At 70.2% G+C, this 16,369-nt stretch carries 15 protein-coding genes; 3 read left to right on the top strand and 12 right to left on the bottom strand.

Going from position 1 to position 16,369, the window contains the following annotated elements; genetic code table 11:
* The first annotated feature begins 8 nt into the window (after nt 1–8).
* Nucleotides 9–896: a putative RNA methyltransferase gene (locus IF46_RS0102690; RefSeq protein WP_420063543.1), complete on the top strand. Its 888-nt coding sequence runs from the start codon at nt 9–11 to the stop codon at nt 894–896.
* A gap of 2 nt (nt 897–898) precedes the next feature.
* On the opposite strand, the gene IF46_RS0102685 is transcribed toward IF46_RS0102690, so the two are convergent.
* From IF46_RS0102685 to IF46_RS0102635, 11 genes are all read right to left on the bottom strand, one after another.
* Nucleotides 899–1,579 carry a DUF4272 domain-containing protein gene (locus tag IF46_RS0102685; protein WP_030486641.1) on the bottom strand — a complete coding sequence of 227 codons (681 nt, stop codon included), beginning with the start codon at nt 1,577–1,579 and terminating at the stop codon, nt 899–901.
* Nucleotides 1,580–1,689: 110 nt separating this feature from the next.
* Nucleotides 1,690–2,970, bottom strand: a complete 1,281-nt coding sequence (locus IF46_RS0102680; RefSeq protein ID WP_030486640.1) for a thymidine phosphorylase — start codon at nt 2,968–2,970, stop codon at nt 1,690–1,692.
* 228 nt (nt 2,971–3,198) lie between these two features.
* Nucleotides 3,199–3,909 (bottom strand): cytidine deaminase, encoded by a 711-nt coding sequence (locus tag IF46_RS0102675; RefSeq protein WP_030486639.1) that lies wholly within the window; start codon nt 3,907–3,909, stop codon nt 3,199–3,201.
* Between the two features lie 109 nt (nt 3,910–4,018).
* On the bottom strand, nt 4,019–5,299 hold the full coding sequence (locus IF46_RS0102670) for an ABC transporter permease (protein WP_030486638.1): 1,281 nt from the start codon (nt 5,297–5,299) through the stop codon (nt 4,019–4,021).
* A 3-nt stretch (nt 5,300–5,302) separates the two neighbouring features.
* Nucleotides 5,303–6,667, bottom strand: a complete 1,365-nt coding sequence (locus IF46_RS0102665) for an ABC transporter permease (protein ID WP_030486637.1) — start codon at nt 6,665–6,667, stop codon at nt 5,303–5,305.
* A complete protein-coding gene (locus IF46_RS0102660) occupies nt 6,664–8,187 on the bottom strand; it encodes an ABC transporter ATP-binding protein (RefSeq protein ID WP_332261473.1) in 1,524 nt (507 codons plus the stop codon). The genes IF46_RS0102665 and IF46_RS0102660 overlap by 4 nt, the downstream gene beginning before the upstream one ends.
* A 250-nt stretch (nt 8,188–8,437) precedes the next feature.
* Entirely contained in the window at nt 8,438–9,505 is a 1,068-nt protein-coding gene (locus IF46_RS0102655; RefSeq protein ID WP_030486635.1) for a BMP family lipoprotein, read from the bottom strand.
* A gap of 276 nt (nt 9,506–9,781) precedes the next feature.
* Entirely contained in the window at nt 9,782–10,123 is a 342-nt protein-coding gene (locus IF46_RS0102650; RefSeq protein ID WP_030486634.1) for a hypothetical protein, read from the bottom strand.
* A gap of 48 nt (nt 10,124–10,171) precedes the next feature.
* Entirely contained in the window at nt 10,172–11,554 is a 1,383-nt protein-coding gene (locus IF46_RS0102645; protein ID WP_030486633.1) for a hypothetical protein, read from the bottom strand.
* 4 nt (nt 11,555–11,558) lie between these two features.
* On the bottom strand, nt 11,559–11,969 hold the full coding sequence (locus IF46_RS0102640; RefSeq protein WP_030486632.1) for a hypothetical protein: 411 nt from the start codon (nt 11,967–11,969) through the stop codon (nt 11,559–11,561).
* A 3-nt stretch (nt 11,970–11,972) separates the two neighbouring features.
* The gene (locus IF46_RS0102635; RefSeq protein WP_030486631.1) at nt 11,973–12,689 is read right to left on the bottom strand and encodes a glycosyltransferase family 2 protein; all 717 of its coding nucleotides are present in this window, start codon (nt 12,687–12,689) and stop codon (nt 11,973–11,975) included.
* Between the two features lie 295 nt (nt 12,690–12,984).
* Here IF46_RS0102635 and IF46_RS0102630 point away from each other — a divergent pair, with 295 nt between their 5' ends.
* Together IF46_RS0102630 and IF46_RS0102625 are read left to right on the top strand one after the other, a co-directional pair.
* A complete protein-coding gene (locus tag IF46_RS0102630; RefSeq protein ID WP_030486630.1) occupies nt 12,985–14,031 on the top strand; it encodes a LacI family DNA-binding transcriptional regulator in 1,047 nt (348 codons plus the stop codon).
* Nucleotides 14,032–14,063: 32 nt separating this feature from the next.
* Nucleotides 14,064–15,698: a glycoside hydrolase family 13 protein gene (locus IF46_RS0102625; RefSeq protein WP_030486629.1), complete on the top strand. Its 1,635-nt coding sequence runs from the start codon at nt 14,064–14,066 to the stop codon at nt 15,696–15,698.
* A 154-nt stretch (nt 15,699–15,852) separates the two neighbouring features.
* On the opposite strand, the gene IF46_RS0102620 is transcribed toward IF46_RS0102625, so the two are convergent.
* A complete protein-coding gene (locus IF46_RS0102620; protein WP_030486628.1) occupies nt 15,853–16,290 on the bottom strand; it encodes a hypothetical protein in 438 nt (145 codons plus the stop codon).
* Nucleotides 16,291–16,369 lie beyond the last annotated feature (79 nt).

Genomic DNA, 16,369 nt, shown 5'->3' with positions numbered 1-16,369 from the left:
TCGACGGCATGGACGCGTTCCGGGGGTTGGACAAGCCGCGCCCTGACCTGGATCCCCGGGTTCTCGACCGGCTGCGCTGCCCGGTCTGCGGCGAGCCACTTGCGCAAGCCACCGACGTTCGGGCCCTGCGTTGCCCGCGACGGCACAGCTTCGACATCGCGCGTCAGGGCTACGTCAACCTGCTCACCGGTCGGGCCCCGCACGTCGGTGACACCGCCGAGATGGTCGCCGCCCGGGCGGACTTCCAGGCCGCCGGGCACTACGACGTCATCTCGGACGCGCTTGCCGCAGCCGCGACGCGGGCCGTGGCGGGCTTCGGGGCGTACCCCCTGGTGGTGGATGCCGGTGCCGGCACCGGCCGGTACCTCGGCGCGGTGCTGGCGGCGCTGCCGGACGCCGTGGGTCTGGCCCTGGACGTGTCCAAGCCGGCGCTGCGGCGCGCGGCCCGCGCGCATCCCCGGGCCGCCGCGGCGCTCGCCGACACCTGGCAGCGGCTGCCGTTGGCGGACGCCTCGACCGCCGTGCTGCTGAACGTCTTCGCCCCGCGAAACGGCGCCGAGTTCCACCGGGTGCTCGATCCGGCCGGGACGCTGCTGGTGGTCACGCCCGACACCGACCACCTCGCCGAGTTGGTCGATGCCCTCGACCTGCTGCGGGTGGACCCGGACAAGGCCGAGCGGGTGACCGGCAGCCTGGGCGGGCACTTCACCCTGGCCAGTTCGACGGCGCACCGGACGGAGCTGGCCCTGACCCGGCTGGAGGTCGCCACCCTGGTCGGGATGGGCCCCAGCGCCTGGCACACCGCGCCGGACGCCCTCGCCGGACGGCTGGCCGCCCTACCCGAGCCGGTACGGGTGACCGTGGCGATCCGGGTGGACACCTACCTACCCCGCTGAGCTCAGGTGGAGAGGTCGACCTCTTCCCAGCCGGGCGGCTCGTCGTGGTACGGCCCGCGCAGGATCACCGCCCACTCCAACGCCCAGCGCCGCTGCCCGATCGCGTTCGCGTCGACCAGACCCGGCGCACGCCGACCGCCGCGCTCGGTCTCCAGGTACGCCCAGTCCAGGCAGTAGTGCAGGTCGAGCAGGGCGGCCGCGTCGGCCGGGTGCTGCGGCGCGGTGAGGATCCGGGAACGCCAGTGCGGGAAGGACTCCCCCTCGGCGATGTGCGGCAGCCGCTCGACCAGCCGCTCGTCGACGGCCAGGGTGGGGTCGAGCTGCTTGCTCAGCCCCAGCACCCAGGCCAGCGCGAAGAGCGCGTCGTGATGCAGCACGAACGACCGGTGGTCGCCCTTGCCGCCCATCACGAACTGCCACTCCGGTGGGGTGACCATGTCGACCAGGTGTGAGCCGAGCAGCCAGCTCATCGCCGCCTGTGGGGGCATCCCGAAGCAGCGGGCCAGGATCAGGTGCAGCACCGCGATCCGCGCCTCGATCTCCGCCGTGGGGCGCAGGTCGATCCCGTCGCCCGGCTCCCAGACGAGGGGAAACTGGGGCGGCGGCAACGGCAGGCCAAGCCGGGACAGCTCGTCCAGGCTCGCCTCGCGCACCTCACGTGGATCGGGGGCAGCAACGGTCACGGCGGATCTTCCTGTCTGCTCGCGCCGGCGCAAGGCCGGTTGTCCCCCCTTGGCCTGCGACAATAGCGCTCCCAGGCCACCGGCACCACGCCAGGGCGACAGCGGATCGCTCAGCCGATGCGTTCGATGACCAGCGACGTCGCCGCCGGAGCCGTCGACGCGATCCGCACCGCGTTGGCGGCCTCGGTGAGCGCGGCCGGAATCCGCGTGGCGTCCTCGGCACGCAGCTCGTAGAGCGGGTCACCGGCCCGCACCTCGTCACCCGGGCGCTTGTGCAACACCACACCGGCCGGCACGCTGACCGGGTCCTCCTTGCGGGCCCGACCCGCGCCGAGCCGCCACGCCGCAACCCCCATCGCGTACGCGTCGACGGCCGCGACGTACCCGTCCCGCTCGGCGCGGACCACCTCCACCTCGGCGGCCGCTGGCATCGGCGCGTCCGGGTCGCCGCCCTGCGCCCGGATCATCGCCCGCCAGGAGTCCATCGCCCGGCCATCGCGCAGCGCCGCCGCCGGGTCGGCGTCCGGCAGGCCAGCGGCGTCGAGCATCTCCCGGGCCAGGGCGAGGGTCAGCTCCACCACGTCGGCCGGGCCACCACCGGCCAGCACCTCGACCGACTCGGTCACCTCGACCGCGTTGCCGATCGCCAGGCCGAGCGGGGTGGACATGTCGGTGAGCAGGGCGACCGTACGCACGCCGTGCGCGCCACCCAACTCGACCATGGTGCGCGCCAACTCGCGGGCCTGGTCGACGGACTTCATGAAGGCGCCCGAGCCGACCTTGACGTCGAGGACCAGCGCGCCGGTCCCCTCGGCGATCTTCTTACTCATGATCGAGCTGGCGATCAGCGGGATCGCCTCCACGGTGCCGGTAACGTCGCGCAACGCGTACAGCTTGCGGTCGGCGGGAGCGAGCCCAGCGCCGGCCGCGCAGATCACCGCGCCGACCTCGTCCAACTGGGCGATGAACTCGTCGTTGCTCACCGTGGCCCGCCAGCCCGGGATGGACTCCAACTTGTCCAGCGTGCCGCCGGTGTGCCCGAGACCCCGGCCGCTGAGCTGCGGCACGGCCGCGCCACACGCCGCCACCAGCGGGGTGAGCGGCAGAGTGATCTTGTCGCCGACGCCTCCGGTCGAGTGCTTGTCGACAGTCGGCCGGCGTACCGCCGAGAGGTCCAGTCGCTCACCGCTGGCGATCATCGCGGCGGTCCACCGGGCGATCTCCGGCCCGGTCATACCGTTGAGCAGGATCGCCATCGCCAGCGCGGACATCTGCTCGTCGGCGACAACCCCCCGGGTGTACGCGTCGACCACCCAGTCGATCTGCGCGTCCGACAGCACACCCCCATCCCGCTTGACCCGGATAACGTCAACAGCAGCAAAAGCACTCACCGTGTGGTTCCTTCTCACATCGTTGTGGATCAGTCCAGGGCCGTGCCAGCCGCCTCGGCGCCGTCCCCGCCCCCGCCCGCCCTGATCGCGCTCGAACTAGGAAGTAGTCCCCTCGCATCACAAGGTTGGGCACTATTTCCAGGATCGAGCACGATCATGGCGGGGCGGGGCGGTAGCCCGCGGCCTTGCCGTGTGGTCGCGCGCGTGTGGTCGCCTGCGGCTTTGCGGTCAGCTGGCGGACCAGCGGACCGGGATCTCCAGCGGCGGCTCGCCTTCGCCCGCCCAGAAAATCGTGCCGGTGGCGTCCACCACGACCACCCGGGGCGTCCGCGCCAGACCCCAGGTGATCGCCTCGGCCGGGTCGGCCCAGCTCGGTGCCTCCTCCAGCACCCCGGTCTCGGCGCCAGCGTCGTCGCCGGCCGAACGCTCCCAGTACGCCGTCCAGACCTGCTGACCGGCGGACATGTCCGGGTGCACGAAGACGGTGCCGCGCCCTCGCCACGCGGCCAGCCGCTCCGGGACCACCGGCACCGGCGTCTCACCGGTGACGGCCTCCAGGTCCTCCACGCCGAAGGCGTGCGGCAACAGCTCGGCCATCCGCAGCGGCCGGGTCTTGCTCTCGATCAGACACTCCGGCCCGCCGTGTTCCCAGAGCAGCTGCCGACAGCGGCCGCACGGCATCAACGGCTCACCTGTCGCGTCGACGCAGGAGAGCGCGACGAGCCGACCACCACCGGTGGCATGCAGGCTGGACACGACCCCGCACTCGGCGCAGAGCGTCACCCCGTACGCGGCGTTCTCCACGTTGCAGCCGACCACCACTCGGCCATCGTCGACAAGCGCGGCCGCCCCGACCGGAAACGTCGAGTACGGCGCGTACGCGTGCCGCATCGCGTCGGTGGCGGCGGCGCGCAACCGCGCCCAGTCAATGTCGGTCATGCCGCCATTCTGCCCAAGCAGCCCAGGTCAGAAGCGGGCAGGGCCGGCTCCTCGGCCCGGCAAGCAGCGATCTGCGGTGATGGCCGGTGTGGGACAGCCCGGGTCATGGTCAGCCCTTGATGTAGGGCTTGCCGTCGGCGGCCGGTGCCCGGACCCGGCCGACCAGCCCGGCGACGGCCAGGATGGTCGCCAGGTAGGGCAGCATGGCCAGGAACTGGCTGGGGATGGAGCTGCTGATCGCACCCAGGTAGGTGGCGAGCTGGTCGGCGAAGCCGAAGAAGAGCGCGGCGAGCAGCGCGCCGGTCGGGTTCCACCGGCCGAAGATCAGCGCGGCCAGTGCGATGAAGCCCTTGCCGCCGATCATGTTCTTGGTGAACGAGTAGAGCGCCAGCGTGTAGGACGCGCCGCCGATGCCGGCGACCACACCGGCCAGCAGCACGTTGCGGTAGCGGACCCGCAGCACCTTGACGCCGAGCGTGTCGGCGGCGATCGGGTGCTCCCCGACCGAGCGGGTCCGCAGCCCCCACCGGGTACGGAACAGCCCGATGTGGATCACCAGCACCAGCAGCAGACCGAGGTAGAGGAAGATGTTGCCCCGGAACAGCGCCGGCCCGAGCACCGGAATGTCCTTCAGCAGCGGGATCTCCCAGTTGCTGAAGCGGGGGGCGCTGTTGTACTTCTCCGCGTCGGTCTGCATCAGCCGCTCGTAGAGGAAGCCGGTGACGCCGATCGCGAGCAGGTTGAGCACGATGCCCATGACGACCTGGTCGACCAGGTAGCGGATCGCGAAGACGGCCAGCAGCAGAGAGATGAGCGCGCCGCCGATGGCGGCGGCGACCAGGCCTACCCAGACGCTGCCGGAGATGCTGCCGAACAGGGCGCCACTGAAGGCGCCCATCAGCAGCTGACCCTCGATGGCCACGTTGACCACGCCGGAGCGCTCGCAGAGCACCCCGGCGAGCGCGCCGAAGATCAGCGGTAGCGCCAGAATGAACGTGCCCCGGATGATGTTGACCAGCGGCATGAAGTTCTGCCCGGCCGGCGCGGCGGAGACCTGCCAGCAGAGGAACGAGAGCACGAAGCCGACGAGCCCGACGCCGAGCACGGGGAGGAACCAGCGCTTCGGCACCCCGGCGAGCAGCGCCGCACCGGCGGCGATCGTGATGATCCCGAACAGGATCGCCCCGATCGTGCCGTTGATCTCCAATGCGGCACCGGCCGCGTCGTCGCTGAGCGTGAACCGGGCCTGCTGGTCGGTGGCGAGCGCGCCGAAGAGCACCGCGGCCAGCAGGCCGAGCCCCAGCAGCGTGAGGCCGACCTTGCGGCTGCGAGTCCAGAAGCCCTCGTCGACCGGGGCGACGGCGATGTCAGGGACAGCCATGGTGGACATGAGTTACCAGCCCTTCGCCAGGCTCGTCTGCAACCGGGCTGCGCGTGCGGCCCGGAGCTGGAAGATCGCCTTCACCAGGGCCGGCGCGGCGATGAAGATGACGATCAGCGCCTGGAGCACGGTCACCAGCTCCAGCGAGATCCCGGAGTACGACTGCATCCGGTTGCCACCGGCCTGCAACGCCCCGAACAGCAGCGCGGCGAGCAGCACCCCCCAGGGCTTCACCCGCCCGAGCAACGCCACCAGGATGCCGTCGAAACCGATCTGCGCGACCACCAGCGGGGTCAGAGCACTGGCGGTGGAGCCGAGCACCATGTTCGAGCCGCCGAGGCCCGCCAGGATGCCAGCAAAGACCATGATCAGGATGTACGTCCGGGTGACGCTGATGCCGGCGGTCCGGGCGGCGTCCGGGTTGGCGCCGACCGCGCGCAGCTCGAAGCCGAGCGTCGAGCGGTTGAGCAGCCAGGCCACCGCCCAGGTGGCCAGCACGGCGAGCAGGATGCCGGCGTGCACCCGCAGGTCGCCGCCGAGCAGTCGGGGCAGCTGGGCGGAGCTGTCGACCGCCTTGCTGATCGCGTCGGTGCGGGTCGGGTCCTGCACGCCGTTCTGCACGATCAACCAGGTCAGGAAGTACGTGGCGACGTAGTTGAGCATGATCGTGTTGATCACCTCGTGCGCGCCGGCACGGGCCTTGAGGATGCCGGGGATGAAGCCCCAGATCGCCCCGCCCAGCGCGCCAGCCAGCACCGCCACCAGCAGGTGCAGGCCGGGCGGCAGCGGCAGCAGGAAGCCGGCCAGCGCCGCCATGATCACACCGATGGTGGCCTGACCCTGGGCGCCGATGTTGAACAGGCCGCCCCGGAAGGCCAGCGCCACCGACAGGCCGGTGAAGATCAGCGGCGCCGCGTAGGTGAGCGTCTCCGAGATCGGCGCGAGCACGGCCTGCCAACCGCCGGTGCCGTTCACCCAGGCGGAGAACGCCTCCGGGTCGAAGACCGAGCCCTTGAACAGGTTCGCGTACGCCTCGCTGACGAGCGTCCAACTGGAGTTGATCGCGTCGGACGGGCGCGAGGTGATGTACGAGTAGGTGGAGAGCACCGTCGGATCAGAGATGATCATCAACACCGCGCCGACCACGATCGCCAGCACCAACGACAGCAGGGTCACCGTGAAGGTGTTGGCCGCCCAGAGGTTGTCCAGGAACATCCGGCCGAGGCTCGGCTTCGGCTCCGATTCAGGCTGTGGGCGGCCCGGCAGGGTCGCCGTCTCGGCCCGTTCGGTGTTGCCGAGGGCGTTCTGCGCGGCCTGGGCCTCGCTCGCCGGCTCCTTGTCGGGGGAGCCCGACTGCGGGTTGGGGTTGGTGGTCATGCCTCGTCCTCGCTCGCGGAACCGTCGGCGTTCGCCGGGCCCTCGCCGGTCGCCGCGGTGGCCTCGTGGGCCGCGTCCGGGCTGATGCCGGCCATCAGCAGGCCGATCTCCTCGCGTGGGGTGTCCGGGCCGACGATGCCGATGATCCGACCGCGGTACATCACCGCGATCCGGTCGGCCAGCCCGATCACCTCGTCGAGTTCGCTGGAGACCACCAGGACGGCGGTGCCGATGTCCCGTTCGCGGATGATCTGGCTGTGGATGAACTCGATCGACCCGACGTCGACGCCACGGGTCGGCTGGGCGGCGATGAAGAGCTTCAGCGGCCGGGACAGCTCCCGGGCCACGATCACCTTCTGCTGGTTGCCACCGGAGAGGGTGCCCACCGCCGTGTCGGCCGATGAGGTACGGACGTCGAACTGCTCGATCCGCTCCTTGGCGGAGGCGGCGATCGCGTCCGGCTTCAGCGCGAGCCCGGAACCGAACGGCGGCCGGTCGTAGATGTCCAGTACCAGGTTCTCCGCGACGCTGAACTCCTTGACCAGGCCGTCCACGCTGCGGTCCTCGGGCACGTAGCCGACGCCCGCCCGGAGCACCTTCTTGGGCTTCCAGCCGTCGATCCGGTCACCGGCCAGGCTGACCGTGCCGGCGAGCACCGGGCGCAGGCCCATGATCGCCTCGATCAGCTCGGTCTGCCCGTTGCCCTGCACGCCCGCCACGCCGAGCACCTCACCGGCGCGTACGGTCAGGTCGATGCCGTCGACCGCGCGGATCTGCCGGTCGTCGTCGACGACGAGCCCGGCCACCTCCAGCACCGGCTCGCCCGGCGTGGCCGGGGCCTTGTCCACGGTGAGCCGGACGTTGCGCCCGACCATCAGCGCGGCCAGCTCGTCCCGGCTGGCCTCCGGCGAGGCGGTGCCGACGGTCTTTCCGCGCCGGATCACCGTGATCCGGTCGGCGATGGCCTTGACCTCGCCGAGCTTGTGGGTGATGAAGACGATCGACTTGCCGGCCGCCTTGAGCGACCGCATGACCGTCAGCAACTCCTCGGTCTCCTGGGGGGTGAGCACCGCGGTCGGCTCGTCCAGGATGAGCAGGTCGACGTCGCGGGTGAGCGCCTTGACGATCTCGACTCGTTGCTGGATGCCGACCGGCAGGTCCTCGATCACCGCGTCCGGGTCGACCCGGAGGTTGTAGCGCTCGGACACCTCGGCGACCTCGCGCCGGGCCCGACGCCGGTCCAGGAAGCCGGCGATGCCGCCCCTGACCTGCTCGGCGCCGAGCATGATGTTCTCGGTGACGGTGAAGACCGGCACCAGCATGAAGTGCTGGTGCACCATGCCGATCCCGGCACCGATCGCGTCGGATGGGCCCTTCAGCTTCAGCGGCTTGCCGTCGACCAGGATCTCGCCCTCGTCGGGCTGGTAGAGCCCGTAGAGCACGTTCATCAGGGTCGACTTGCCCGCGCCGTTCTCGCCGAGCAGGGCGTGAATCTCTCCAGGCTCCACCGTCAGGTCGATGTGGTCGTTGGCGACCAGATCACCGAACCGCTTGGTGATGCCGCGCAGTTCGAGTCTCAGCGCAACCTCCTGGAGTGCGAGCGATGGTGCAGCCTAGCTGCTGTCGACCCGGCCGGAACGGTCCGGTCGACATGGTGCGCGATCGGCCGCTCCAACCCCGCGGGGCACCCGCAGAGCCAGAGCGGCCGATCGGTCGTACCTGTTTCCCGCCGATCCCTCCGATGATCTCACCGTAGGGGCCGGCCGGTTGTCACTTGGTCGGCTGGGCCTTCGAGGTGACGGTGATGGTGCCCGCGGCGATGTCCGCCTTGATCTTGTCGAGCTCGGCCTTCAGCTCGGCCGGAACCTTGCTGTCGAAATCGTGGAACGGGGCGATCGAGACACCGTTGTTGGCCAGGGTGCCGACGAAGCCCGGCTTGGCCGGCAGCTTGTCACCGGCGGCGGCCTTCACCACGGCCTCCTTGACGGCGTCCGGGATGTTCTTGACCACGGTGGTGACGATCGCGGAGCAGTCCGGGGTGCTCTCGCAGCCGTCGACGTCCACCCAGATGGTGCTGTACTTGCCACCCGAGGCCTTGGCCGCGGCGGTGGTGCCGAGGCCGGAGCCGCCGGCGACCGGCATGATGATGTCCGCGCCCTGGGCGACCAGCGCGTCGGAGACCTTCTTGCCCTCGTCCTGCTTGTCGAAGGCGTTGGAGAAGGAGCCCTTCTGGGTCTCCTTGTTCCAGCCCAGCGCCTGGACGTTCTTGCCCTTGGTGGTGTTGTAGTACTTCACACCGTCGACGAAGCCGTCCATGAAGATGGTGACCGGCGCGATCGGGATAGCACCGTAGGTGGCCACCTTGCCGGTCTTGGTCATCCCGGCGGCCAGGTAGCCAGCCTGGAACGCGGCCTGGGCGGTGTCGAACTGCATCGGGTAGATGTTGTCCAGACCCGGGTTGGAGTCGACGATGCCGAACTCCTGCTTCGGGTTCGCCGTCGCGGTCTTCTTGGTGGCCTCGGCCATCAGGCCGCCGACCGCCAGGATGAAGTCGCACTTCTGGTTGACGTACTGCGTCAGGTTCGGCTCGTAGTCCGCCTCGGACTTCGACGCCACGTACTTGATGTCGATGTTGCTGTTGGCGGCCTTGGCCTCCTGCAGACCCTTCCAGGCCGAGGTGTTGAACGACTTGTCGTCGATGCCGCCGACGTCGGTCACCATGCAGGCGCTGAACTTCTTGGCGCCACTGCCGGCGTTGTTGTCATCCTTGGGGGCCTCGCCACAAGCGGCGGCGGTGAGCGCGAGCCCACCCACCGCGAAGATCGAGGCGATCCGCATCCCACGCACCGAGCGCAAGACGTCTCCTTCCCATTGCACACCGCGCCTAGTGCGGTGGCAGCCCATCAGCCGACCTGCGGTATGCCGCCGGCTGTCCCACGTTACGGACGGGAGCGTACGCCCGCGTCCACCCACCGGCCGACAATCGTGCACGACTGTTGAGCGCCTGTTACCCGGGTGTAACCCTTGCGTGGGGCAAGTCACTCCTCATGCTGGTAACCAAGCACCGGGGCGTCCGCAACGTCCGTTTTTCGGGGGCGGCCCCCTCCCCGGACGTTACCGCCAAAAGACCGCCACCGCCGCGTTGACCAGGGTCAGACCGACAATCGCGAGGAAATGGCCACGGTTGACCTCGTCCCGCTTCCGGGAGAAGAAGACCATGACGAAGATCAGCAGCGCGATCACCAACTTCGTCACAAGTTTCGCCGGTGCCGGCTCGTCGCCGTCGCGCAGCGGCGCGGACAGGCCGAGCCCGGTCAGCAACTGGATCACCGCACCCCACAGCATGGCGGGGTTGATCCGCACCCGGCCGCTGGCGTACTGGGCGATCGAGCCGCCGAGCAGCAGAGCGAACCCGATCAGGTGGACGTAGAGAAGGACGAGTCTGAGAGCTTCCACGGTCGCCATACTTCCCTATTAACGACGGATCGTAGTAGCGGGAGCCGGTCAGCGAGTCGCCGCGGAGGTAATGCCCGTTCTGTCCGACTCGCGCGGCCCGTCGCCCACCGGGTCAGGCTCTGCGGGGCGGCCATCGCCGGACGCGACGGCGACCCAGCCCGCACAGCTCACCGCCGCCAGGAGCACCACCAGGACCGTGACCCGATTCACCGAGGTCGACAGCCACCACCGGATGTCGTTGGGACCGGACAGGTAGGTCCAGACCAGAACGGCCAGGTAGTAGCCGTTGGCCGCCCACACCCAGCCGTCCGATGCCAGCCCGATCGCCCGGCGCCGCCCGCGCAGGAACAGCGCGCCGAGCGCCGCCACCACCACGGTGCCCGCCACCACCGGGCCGATCCCATCCCAGAGCGCCGCCATGGTGAGCTGGAACCGCTCCGCCATTTCCTGGACTCCACGTGAGAACGCGCCACCCGAACTGCCGCTAGCGATGTCCGATTGGGCGCCGGCAAGACGAGCCAGCACCACCCACACGCCCCCGGCCAGCACCGGCAGCCAGACCAGCCCGGCTCGCCGCCACTCGGCGCGGCACCGCAGGGTGACCAGCAGGGCGACACCTACGGCTGCCACCAGCCCCTCGTTCTTGGTGAGCGCCGCAACGGTCAGCAGCAGCAGTGGCAGCAGGGGTCGGCGCAGCGGGTCGCCACCGAGCAACAGGGCCACCACCGCCCCGGCGATGGCCGCCGCCCAGAGCGTGTCGGCAAGCCCGCTCGTAACCGCGCGCGGAGCGGCCGACCAGGACGCCAGGCCCACCCCCACCGCGAGCGTCCAGGCCACCCACGCGGACACCCCGACCAACGTTCGTCGGACCAGGTGGATCAGCATCGCGATCGCGGAGATGCTGACCATCGCGGCGATGAGCTGGGCGGTCCGGAAGTCCGGCTCGACGACGCTCCACACGGCCGCGACCGGCGCGGAGTTGAGCGGCGGGTAGTCCGTGTGCGAGAAGACGAAGGCAGGGCTGCCGATAGCCGTGCGTGCGTACGCGCCGTCATGCGAGAAGTAGCCGGCGTGCAGCCACCAGATGGAATGGGAATCCCACTGGTAGGGCGGTTCGAAGACCAACAGGAACGGTGGGAGCAACGACAGCGCGATCAGCAGCGTGTGCGACCAGCCGCTGTACGGCGCCGGCTCGCCGGGGCGGCGCAGCAGCCACCAGGCGGCGGCTGCCCCCGCGACCAGCACCAGGGCGAGCCAGAGCGGCAGCGGACCGCCGACGACCAGCATCAGGATCACCGCGAACGTGCTCAACAGGGCCGCCACCAGAGGCGCGAGGAGCAGGGCGAGGAAGGGGCTGCGCAGAATCACGAAGGCCAGTGGGAAACCGGCGGCGAGGAGGGCGAGGGCGGCGACTACCGGGGTGAGGTACATGTCGTCAGACGACCTTCCGGACGACCAGCCGCACACCCGGGCCGGCCGGCCGTTGCCGATCCATGAAGGCGACGCTCACCACGTAGTCCCCCTTTGGCCCGAGAACGACCAGGCAGCGGTTGAGTGCGGCGAACTCACTGATCCGCTGATGCCAGAGCGTCTTGTTGGGCTGGTCGGGCGCGAGCGCGATCCGGCTACCCGGAGGCACCTGGGCGACGAACTCGCGCCAGAGCGTCTCGAAGTCCACCTGGCGCCGTCGCACGGTCAGGTCGTGTTCCCGGTCGTTCATGATGGCGTAGCCGTGCTGGCTCGCCCAGACCGCACCCTGAGCGGCCACCAGCAGGCAGCCCACTCCGACGAGTGCCACAACGACGCGGACGACGGTTCCCGGGGCCAGGCGCTTCGTGATCGTCATCGGTCAGCGAGTGACTGCGCGGGGATTGCCGCCGGGGAGACGCCGAGCCCGTTCCCGGCCCAGGATCCACAGTGCCTCGACCCCGTCCCGCCAGGTGATCTTCTTGCCATCGTCACGGCCTCGAGCCCGGTAGCTGATCGGCACGTCGTACGGGCGGATCCGCCGCCGCAGCAGCTTGCCCGTCACCTCAGCCTCCATGCCGAACCCTCGGGAGTGGATGTCCAGCGATCGGTACAACTCCACCGGCATCAGCTTGAGACACGTCTCCAGATCGCCGATGTAGGAGTTGAACAGCATGTTCGCCGCAGTGGTCAGGCCCCTGTTCCCCACGACGTACCAGAAGCTGTAGGCGCTGTGGCTGCCGAAGGTGCGGTTGCCGTAGACGACAGTCGCGTGCCCCTCCAGCACCGGCGCCAACAGTTTCGGGATGTCCTGCGGGTCGTACTCCAGATCCGCGTCCAGGATCACCATGTACTCGCCCCGGGCGCTGGCCACCGCCGTCTTGATCGCGGCGCCCTTGCCCGCGTTGCGCGGATGCGTCACGACCCGCAACCGCGCGTCGTCCATCCGGCTCAGGATCTCCGCGGTGTCGTCGGAACTGCCGTCGTCGACCACCACGATCTCGATCTCACACGGGTATTCGACGGCCAGGGCCTGTTTCAGGGCCTCCGCGACGCGTTCCGCTTCGTTGTGAACCGGCATCAAGATCGACAGTTGCACGAAAATCTCCCCCGGGGGCCGCACCGGACTGCGTATGGAGGGCGGCGGGCCATCCAGCGGCTAGTGAAGCAGGCCCACCACTCGTACGCTGTCCCGCACTCGCTGAAACCGTTGGGGCAGCGCCGAAGCACCCTACCGCGCGGCGTCAGGAGATCGACCATCCCCAGCCTCATCCCGGACGGCTCTCCCGACGTCACCCCGGCGGCGACACCCGGGGCGTCGGCAAGGGTTTACAGGTCATGGAAGGGTTTGCAGGTAGCTCCGCAAGAACTTGCCGGTGGGCTAAAGTGCCGCCATGCGCGCTCGACTGTCCGACATCGCCCAGCAGGCCGAGGTCAGCGAGGCCACGGTGTCGCGGGTGCTCAACGATCGCCCCGGCGTGGCCCCGGAGACCCGGCAGGCTGTCCTCACCGCCCTCGACGTGCTCGGGTACGAGCGCCCGGCCCGGCTTCGTAAGCGCAGCGCCGGGCTTGTCGGCCTGGTGGTGCCGGAGTTGGACAACCCGATCTTCCCCGCCTTCGCCCAGGTCATCGAGTCGACGCTGGCGCAGAGCGGGTTCACTCCGGTGCTCTGCACCCAGACCGCCGGCGGCGTGACCGAGGACGAGTACGTGGAGATGCTGCTGGACCGGCAGGTCTCCGGGATCGTCTTCGTCTCCGGCCTGCACGCCGACACCGCGGCCAACCACGACCGCTACCGGGCGCTGCTCACCCGGCCGATGCCGGTTGTGATGATCAACGGCTACGTGCCCGGCGTCGGCGCACCCTTCGTCTCCTGCGACGACCGGGAGGCGGCCGAGCTGGCCGTCGCCCACCTGGTCGCGCTCGGGCACCGGCGGATCGGGCTGATCACCGGTCCGGACCGGTTCGTCCCGGTGCAGCGCAAGGTGGCCGCCTGGCGCTCCGCGATGACCCGGCTGGCCGGCGTGGCCGAGACCGACCTGGGCCCACTGGCCGAGCTGACACTGTTCGGAGTGGAGGGTGGCGAGGCGGCGGCCAGCCGTCTGCTGGACCGCGGCGTCACCGGCGTGGTCTGCGGCTCCGACCTGATGGCGCTCGGCGCGGTTCGGGCGGCCCGGCAACGCGGCCTCAACGTGCCGGCCGACTTCTCCGTGGTCGGCTATGACGACTCACCGCTGATGGCCTTCACGGACCCGCCGCTGACCACCATGCGGCAGCCGGTCACCGCGATGGCGGTCGCCGCGGTCCGAGCCCTGGTGGACGAGATCAACGGGCACGGCGCCCCGCACTCGGAGTACCTGTTCCGCCCGGAGCTGGTGGTGCGCGGCTCCACCGCGGTCGCGCCGCGCGGGGCACGCGTCCCTTACGCAAGATCTGCTTGACTCTTGCAGCGACAGGCCGGCATATTGCTCAAATGATCAGCACCGCCACCCCGCCGCCTACCACCGACGACGACTGGTGGCGCTCCGCAGTCGTCTATCAGGTGTACGTCCGCAGCTTCGCCGACAGCGACGGCGACGGGACCGGCGACCTCCAGGGCATCCGGCAGCGACTGCCGTACCTGCGTGACCTCGGGGTGGACGCGCTCTGGCTGACCCCCTTCTACACCTCCCCGATGATCGACGGCGGGTACGACGTAGCCGACTACCGGGACGTCGACCCGATGTTCGGCACCCTCGACGACTTCGACGAGATGATCACCGATGCGCACTCCCACGGCCTGCGGATCATCGTCGACCTGGTGCCCAACCACACCTCCAGCGCGCACCACTGGTTCACCGCCGCTCTCGCCGCCGGCCCCGGCTCACCGCAGCGGGCCCGCTACCTCTTCGCCGACGGGCAGGGCACGCACGGCGAGTTGCCTCCGAACGACTGGGAGAGCATCTTCGGCGGCCCCGCCTGGACCAGGATCGCCGACGGCCAGTGGTATCTACACCTGTTCGACAGGTCCCAGCCGGACCTGAACTGGCGTCACCCGGAGGTCCGCGCCGAATTCGAGGACGTGCTGCGGTTCTGGCTGGACCGGGGCGTGGACGGGTTCCGCGTCGACGTGGCGCACGGCATGATCAAGGCGGAAGGGCTGCCGGATGTCGGCTTCAGCTCGATGACCACCGGCCAGCGCCAGGTCGAGCTGCTCGGCAAGGGCCGGCTGCCCTACTTCGACCAGGACGAGGTGCACGAGATCTACCGCGCCTGGCGGCCCATCCTGGACAGCTACCCGGGCGGTCGCATGGCGGTCGCCGAGGCATGGGCCGAGACGCCGCAGCGCCTGGCCCGCTACATCGGCCCGGACGAGCTGCACCAGGCGTTCAGTTTCGACTTCCTCGACGCCACCTGGTCGGCCGACTCGTTCCGCAAGGTGATCGACACGGCGTTGGCCGAGGCGACAGTGGTCGGGGCCCCGACCACCTGGGTGCTGTCCAATCACGACAAGCAGCGACACGTCACCCGCTACGGCGACGGCGCCGAGGGGCTGCGCCGAGCCCGTGCCGCGAGCCTGCTGATGCTCGCCCTACCCGGCTGCGCCTACCTCTACCAAGGCGAGGAGTTGGGCCTGCCGGAGGTCCTCGACCTTCCCGACGAGCTACGCCAGGACCCGGCGTTCCTGCGCACCGGCGAGAGCCGCGACGGCTGCCGGGTGCCCATCCCGTGGAGCGGGGAGTCGCCCTCGTACGGCTTCGGGCCGGCCGGCAGCGAGCTGAGCTGGCTGCCCGCCCCGGCGGCCTGGCAGGCGCTCTCCGTCACGGCGCAGACCGACGTGCCCGGCTCGACGCTGGAGCTGTACCGGGCCGCGCTGCGGATCCGCCACGTTCACCCCGCGCTGGCCCACGACGCCGCTGGGGTCACCTGGCTGGAGAGTGAGCCGGGCGTGCTGGCCTTCGCCCGCACCGCCGACGACACCGTGCTGACCTGCCTGGTCAATCTCAGCGGCGCACCGGTCCTGATCGACGGGTACGGTCAGCCGCTCGTCGCCAGCGACACCCTCACCGACCAGGGCTCCGGCCATCTGCTGCCAATTGACGCGGCAGTTTGGTTGGAACAGCGCTGAACGGGTAACTCGTTCTCGACCTGGTCGTTCGTCGTGCCCCGCGCCGGCGGGCGACTGGGCTACCGGCCCCTTGTGGTGGGGGGTGAGGTGCCACCGGCGCCACGCGGAGTCCGCTCCTCGTGGCGCCGGTGTCCGTCCGCGCCAGCCCAACTGGTCACTTCGCGGTGAGCAGCGCCGCGATCCGGGTGAAGCCGGCACGGACCTCGGCCTCGTCTGGCGGCTCGACGGGCTCACCGTGGCCCGCCTCGTCGGCCGCGGCGTCCAACTCCTCGTCGATCACGTCCTCGAAGTCCCCGTACAGGTCGGCCCCCTCCACCTGGCGGGCCTCGTCCTCGGCGGCGACCTGCGCGGCGGCGATCTCACTGCGGATCTCGTCGGCGGAGAGCGCCGGCAGCAGCGGCTCGACGACGGCCATCAGTTGCTCCTCGGCCACTACCGCCTCGGCCAGCGCCAACGCGTGTGGTCGCTCGTACGGCCCGCAGACCACCGGCTCCCACTCGTCGAGGTCACCGAGCGGACCGAAGGTGATGATCCACGGCAGGCCGAGGAGCGGTGAGTCCGCCGGCAGGTCAAGTGTCATGAGTGCGCCCACCGGCTCATCATGGTCCGCGAACGCGAGCCCCGACGCCGTTCTCCTCAGTTACCGCCCGTCCGGCGCTCGATCGGCGGTC

The sequence above is a fragment of the Micromonospora chokoriensis genome (genome assembly GCF_000718555.1).
Classification (GTDB): domain Bacteria; phylum Actinomycetota; class Actinomycetes; order Mycobacteriales; family Micromonosporaceae; genus Micromonospora; species Micromonospora chokoriensis_B.
The sequence above is the reverse complement of the archived record's forward strand: the minus strand, read 5'-3'. Positions and strand labels throughout refer to the sequence as shown.

What these genes read in the sequence shown, in the direction of transcription:
- IF46_RS0102645 (WP_030486633.1), bottom strand. Translation starts at nt 11,554, where the DNA reads ATGTACCTCACCCCGGTAGTCGCCGCCCTCGCCCTCCTCGCCGCCGGT.
- IF46_RS0102655 (WP_030486635.1), bottom strand. Translation starts at nt 9,505, where the DNA reads ATGCGGATCGCCTCGATCTTCGCGGTGGGTGGGCTCGCGCTCACCGCC.
- IF46_RS0102640 (WP_030486632.1), bottom strand. Translation starts at nt 11,969, where the DNA reads ATGACGATCACGAAGCGCCTGGCCCCGGGAACCGTCGTCCGCGTCGTT.
- IF46_RS0102690 (WP_420063543.1), top strand. Translation starts at nt 9, where the DNA reads ATGGACGCGTTCCGGGGGTTGGACAAGCCGCGCCCTGACCTGGATCCC.
- IF46_RS0102675 (WP_030486639.1), bottom strand. Translation starts at nt 3,909, where the DNA reads ATGACCGACATTGACTGGGCGCGGTTGCGCGCCGCCGCCACCGACGCG.
- IF46_RS0102670 (WP_030486638.1), bottom strand. Translation starts at nt 5,299, where the DNA reads ATGTCCACCATGGCTGTCCCTGACATCGCCGTCGCCCCGGTCGACGAG.
- IF46_RS0102665 (WP_030486637.1), bottom strand. Translation starts at nt 6,667, where the DNA reads ATGACCACCAACCCCAACCCGCAGTCGGGCTCCCCCGACAAGGAGCCG.
- IF46_RS0102625 (WP_030486629.1), top strand. Translation starts at nt 14,064, where the DNA reads ATGATCAGCACCGCCACCCCGCCGCCTACCACCGACGACGACTGGTGG.
- IF46_RS0102630 (WP_030486630.1), top strand. Translation starts at nt 12,985, where the DNA reads ATGCGCGCTCGACTGTCCGACATCGCCCAGCAGGCCGAGGTCAGCGAG.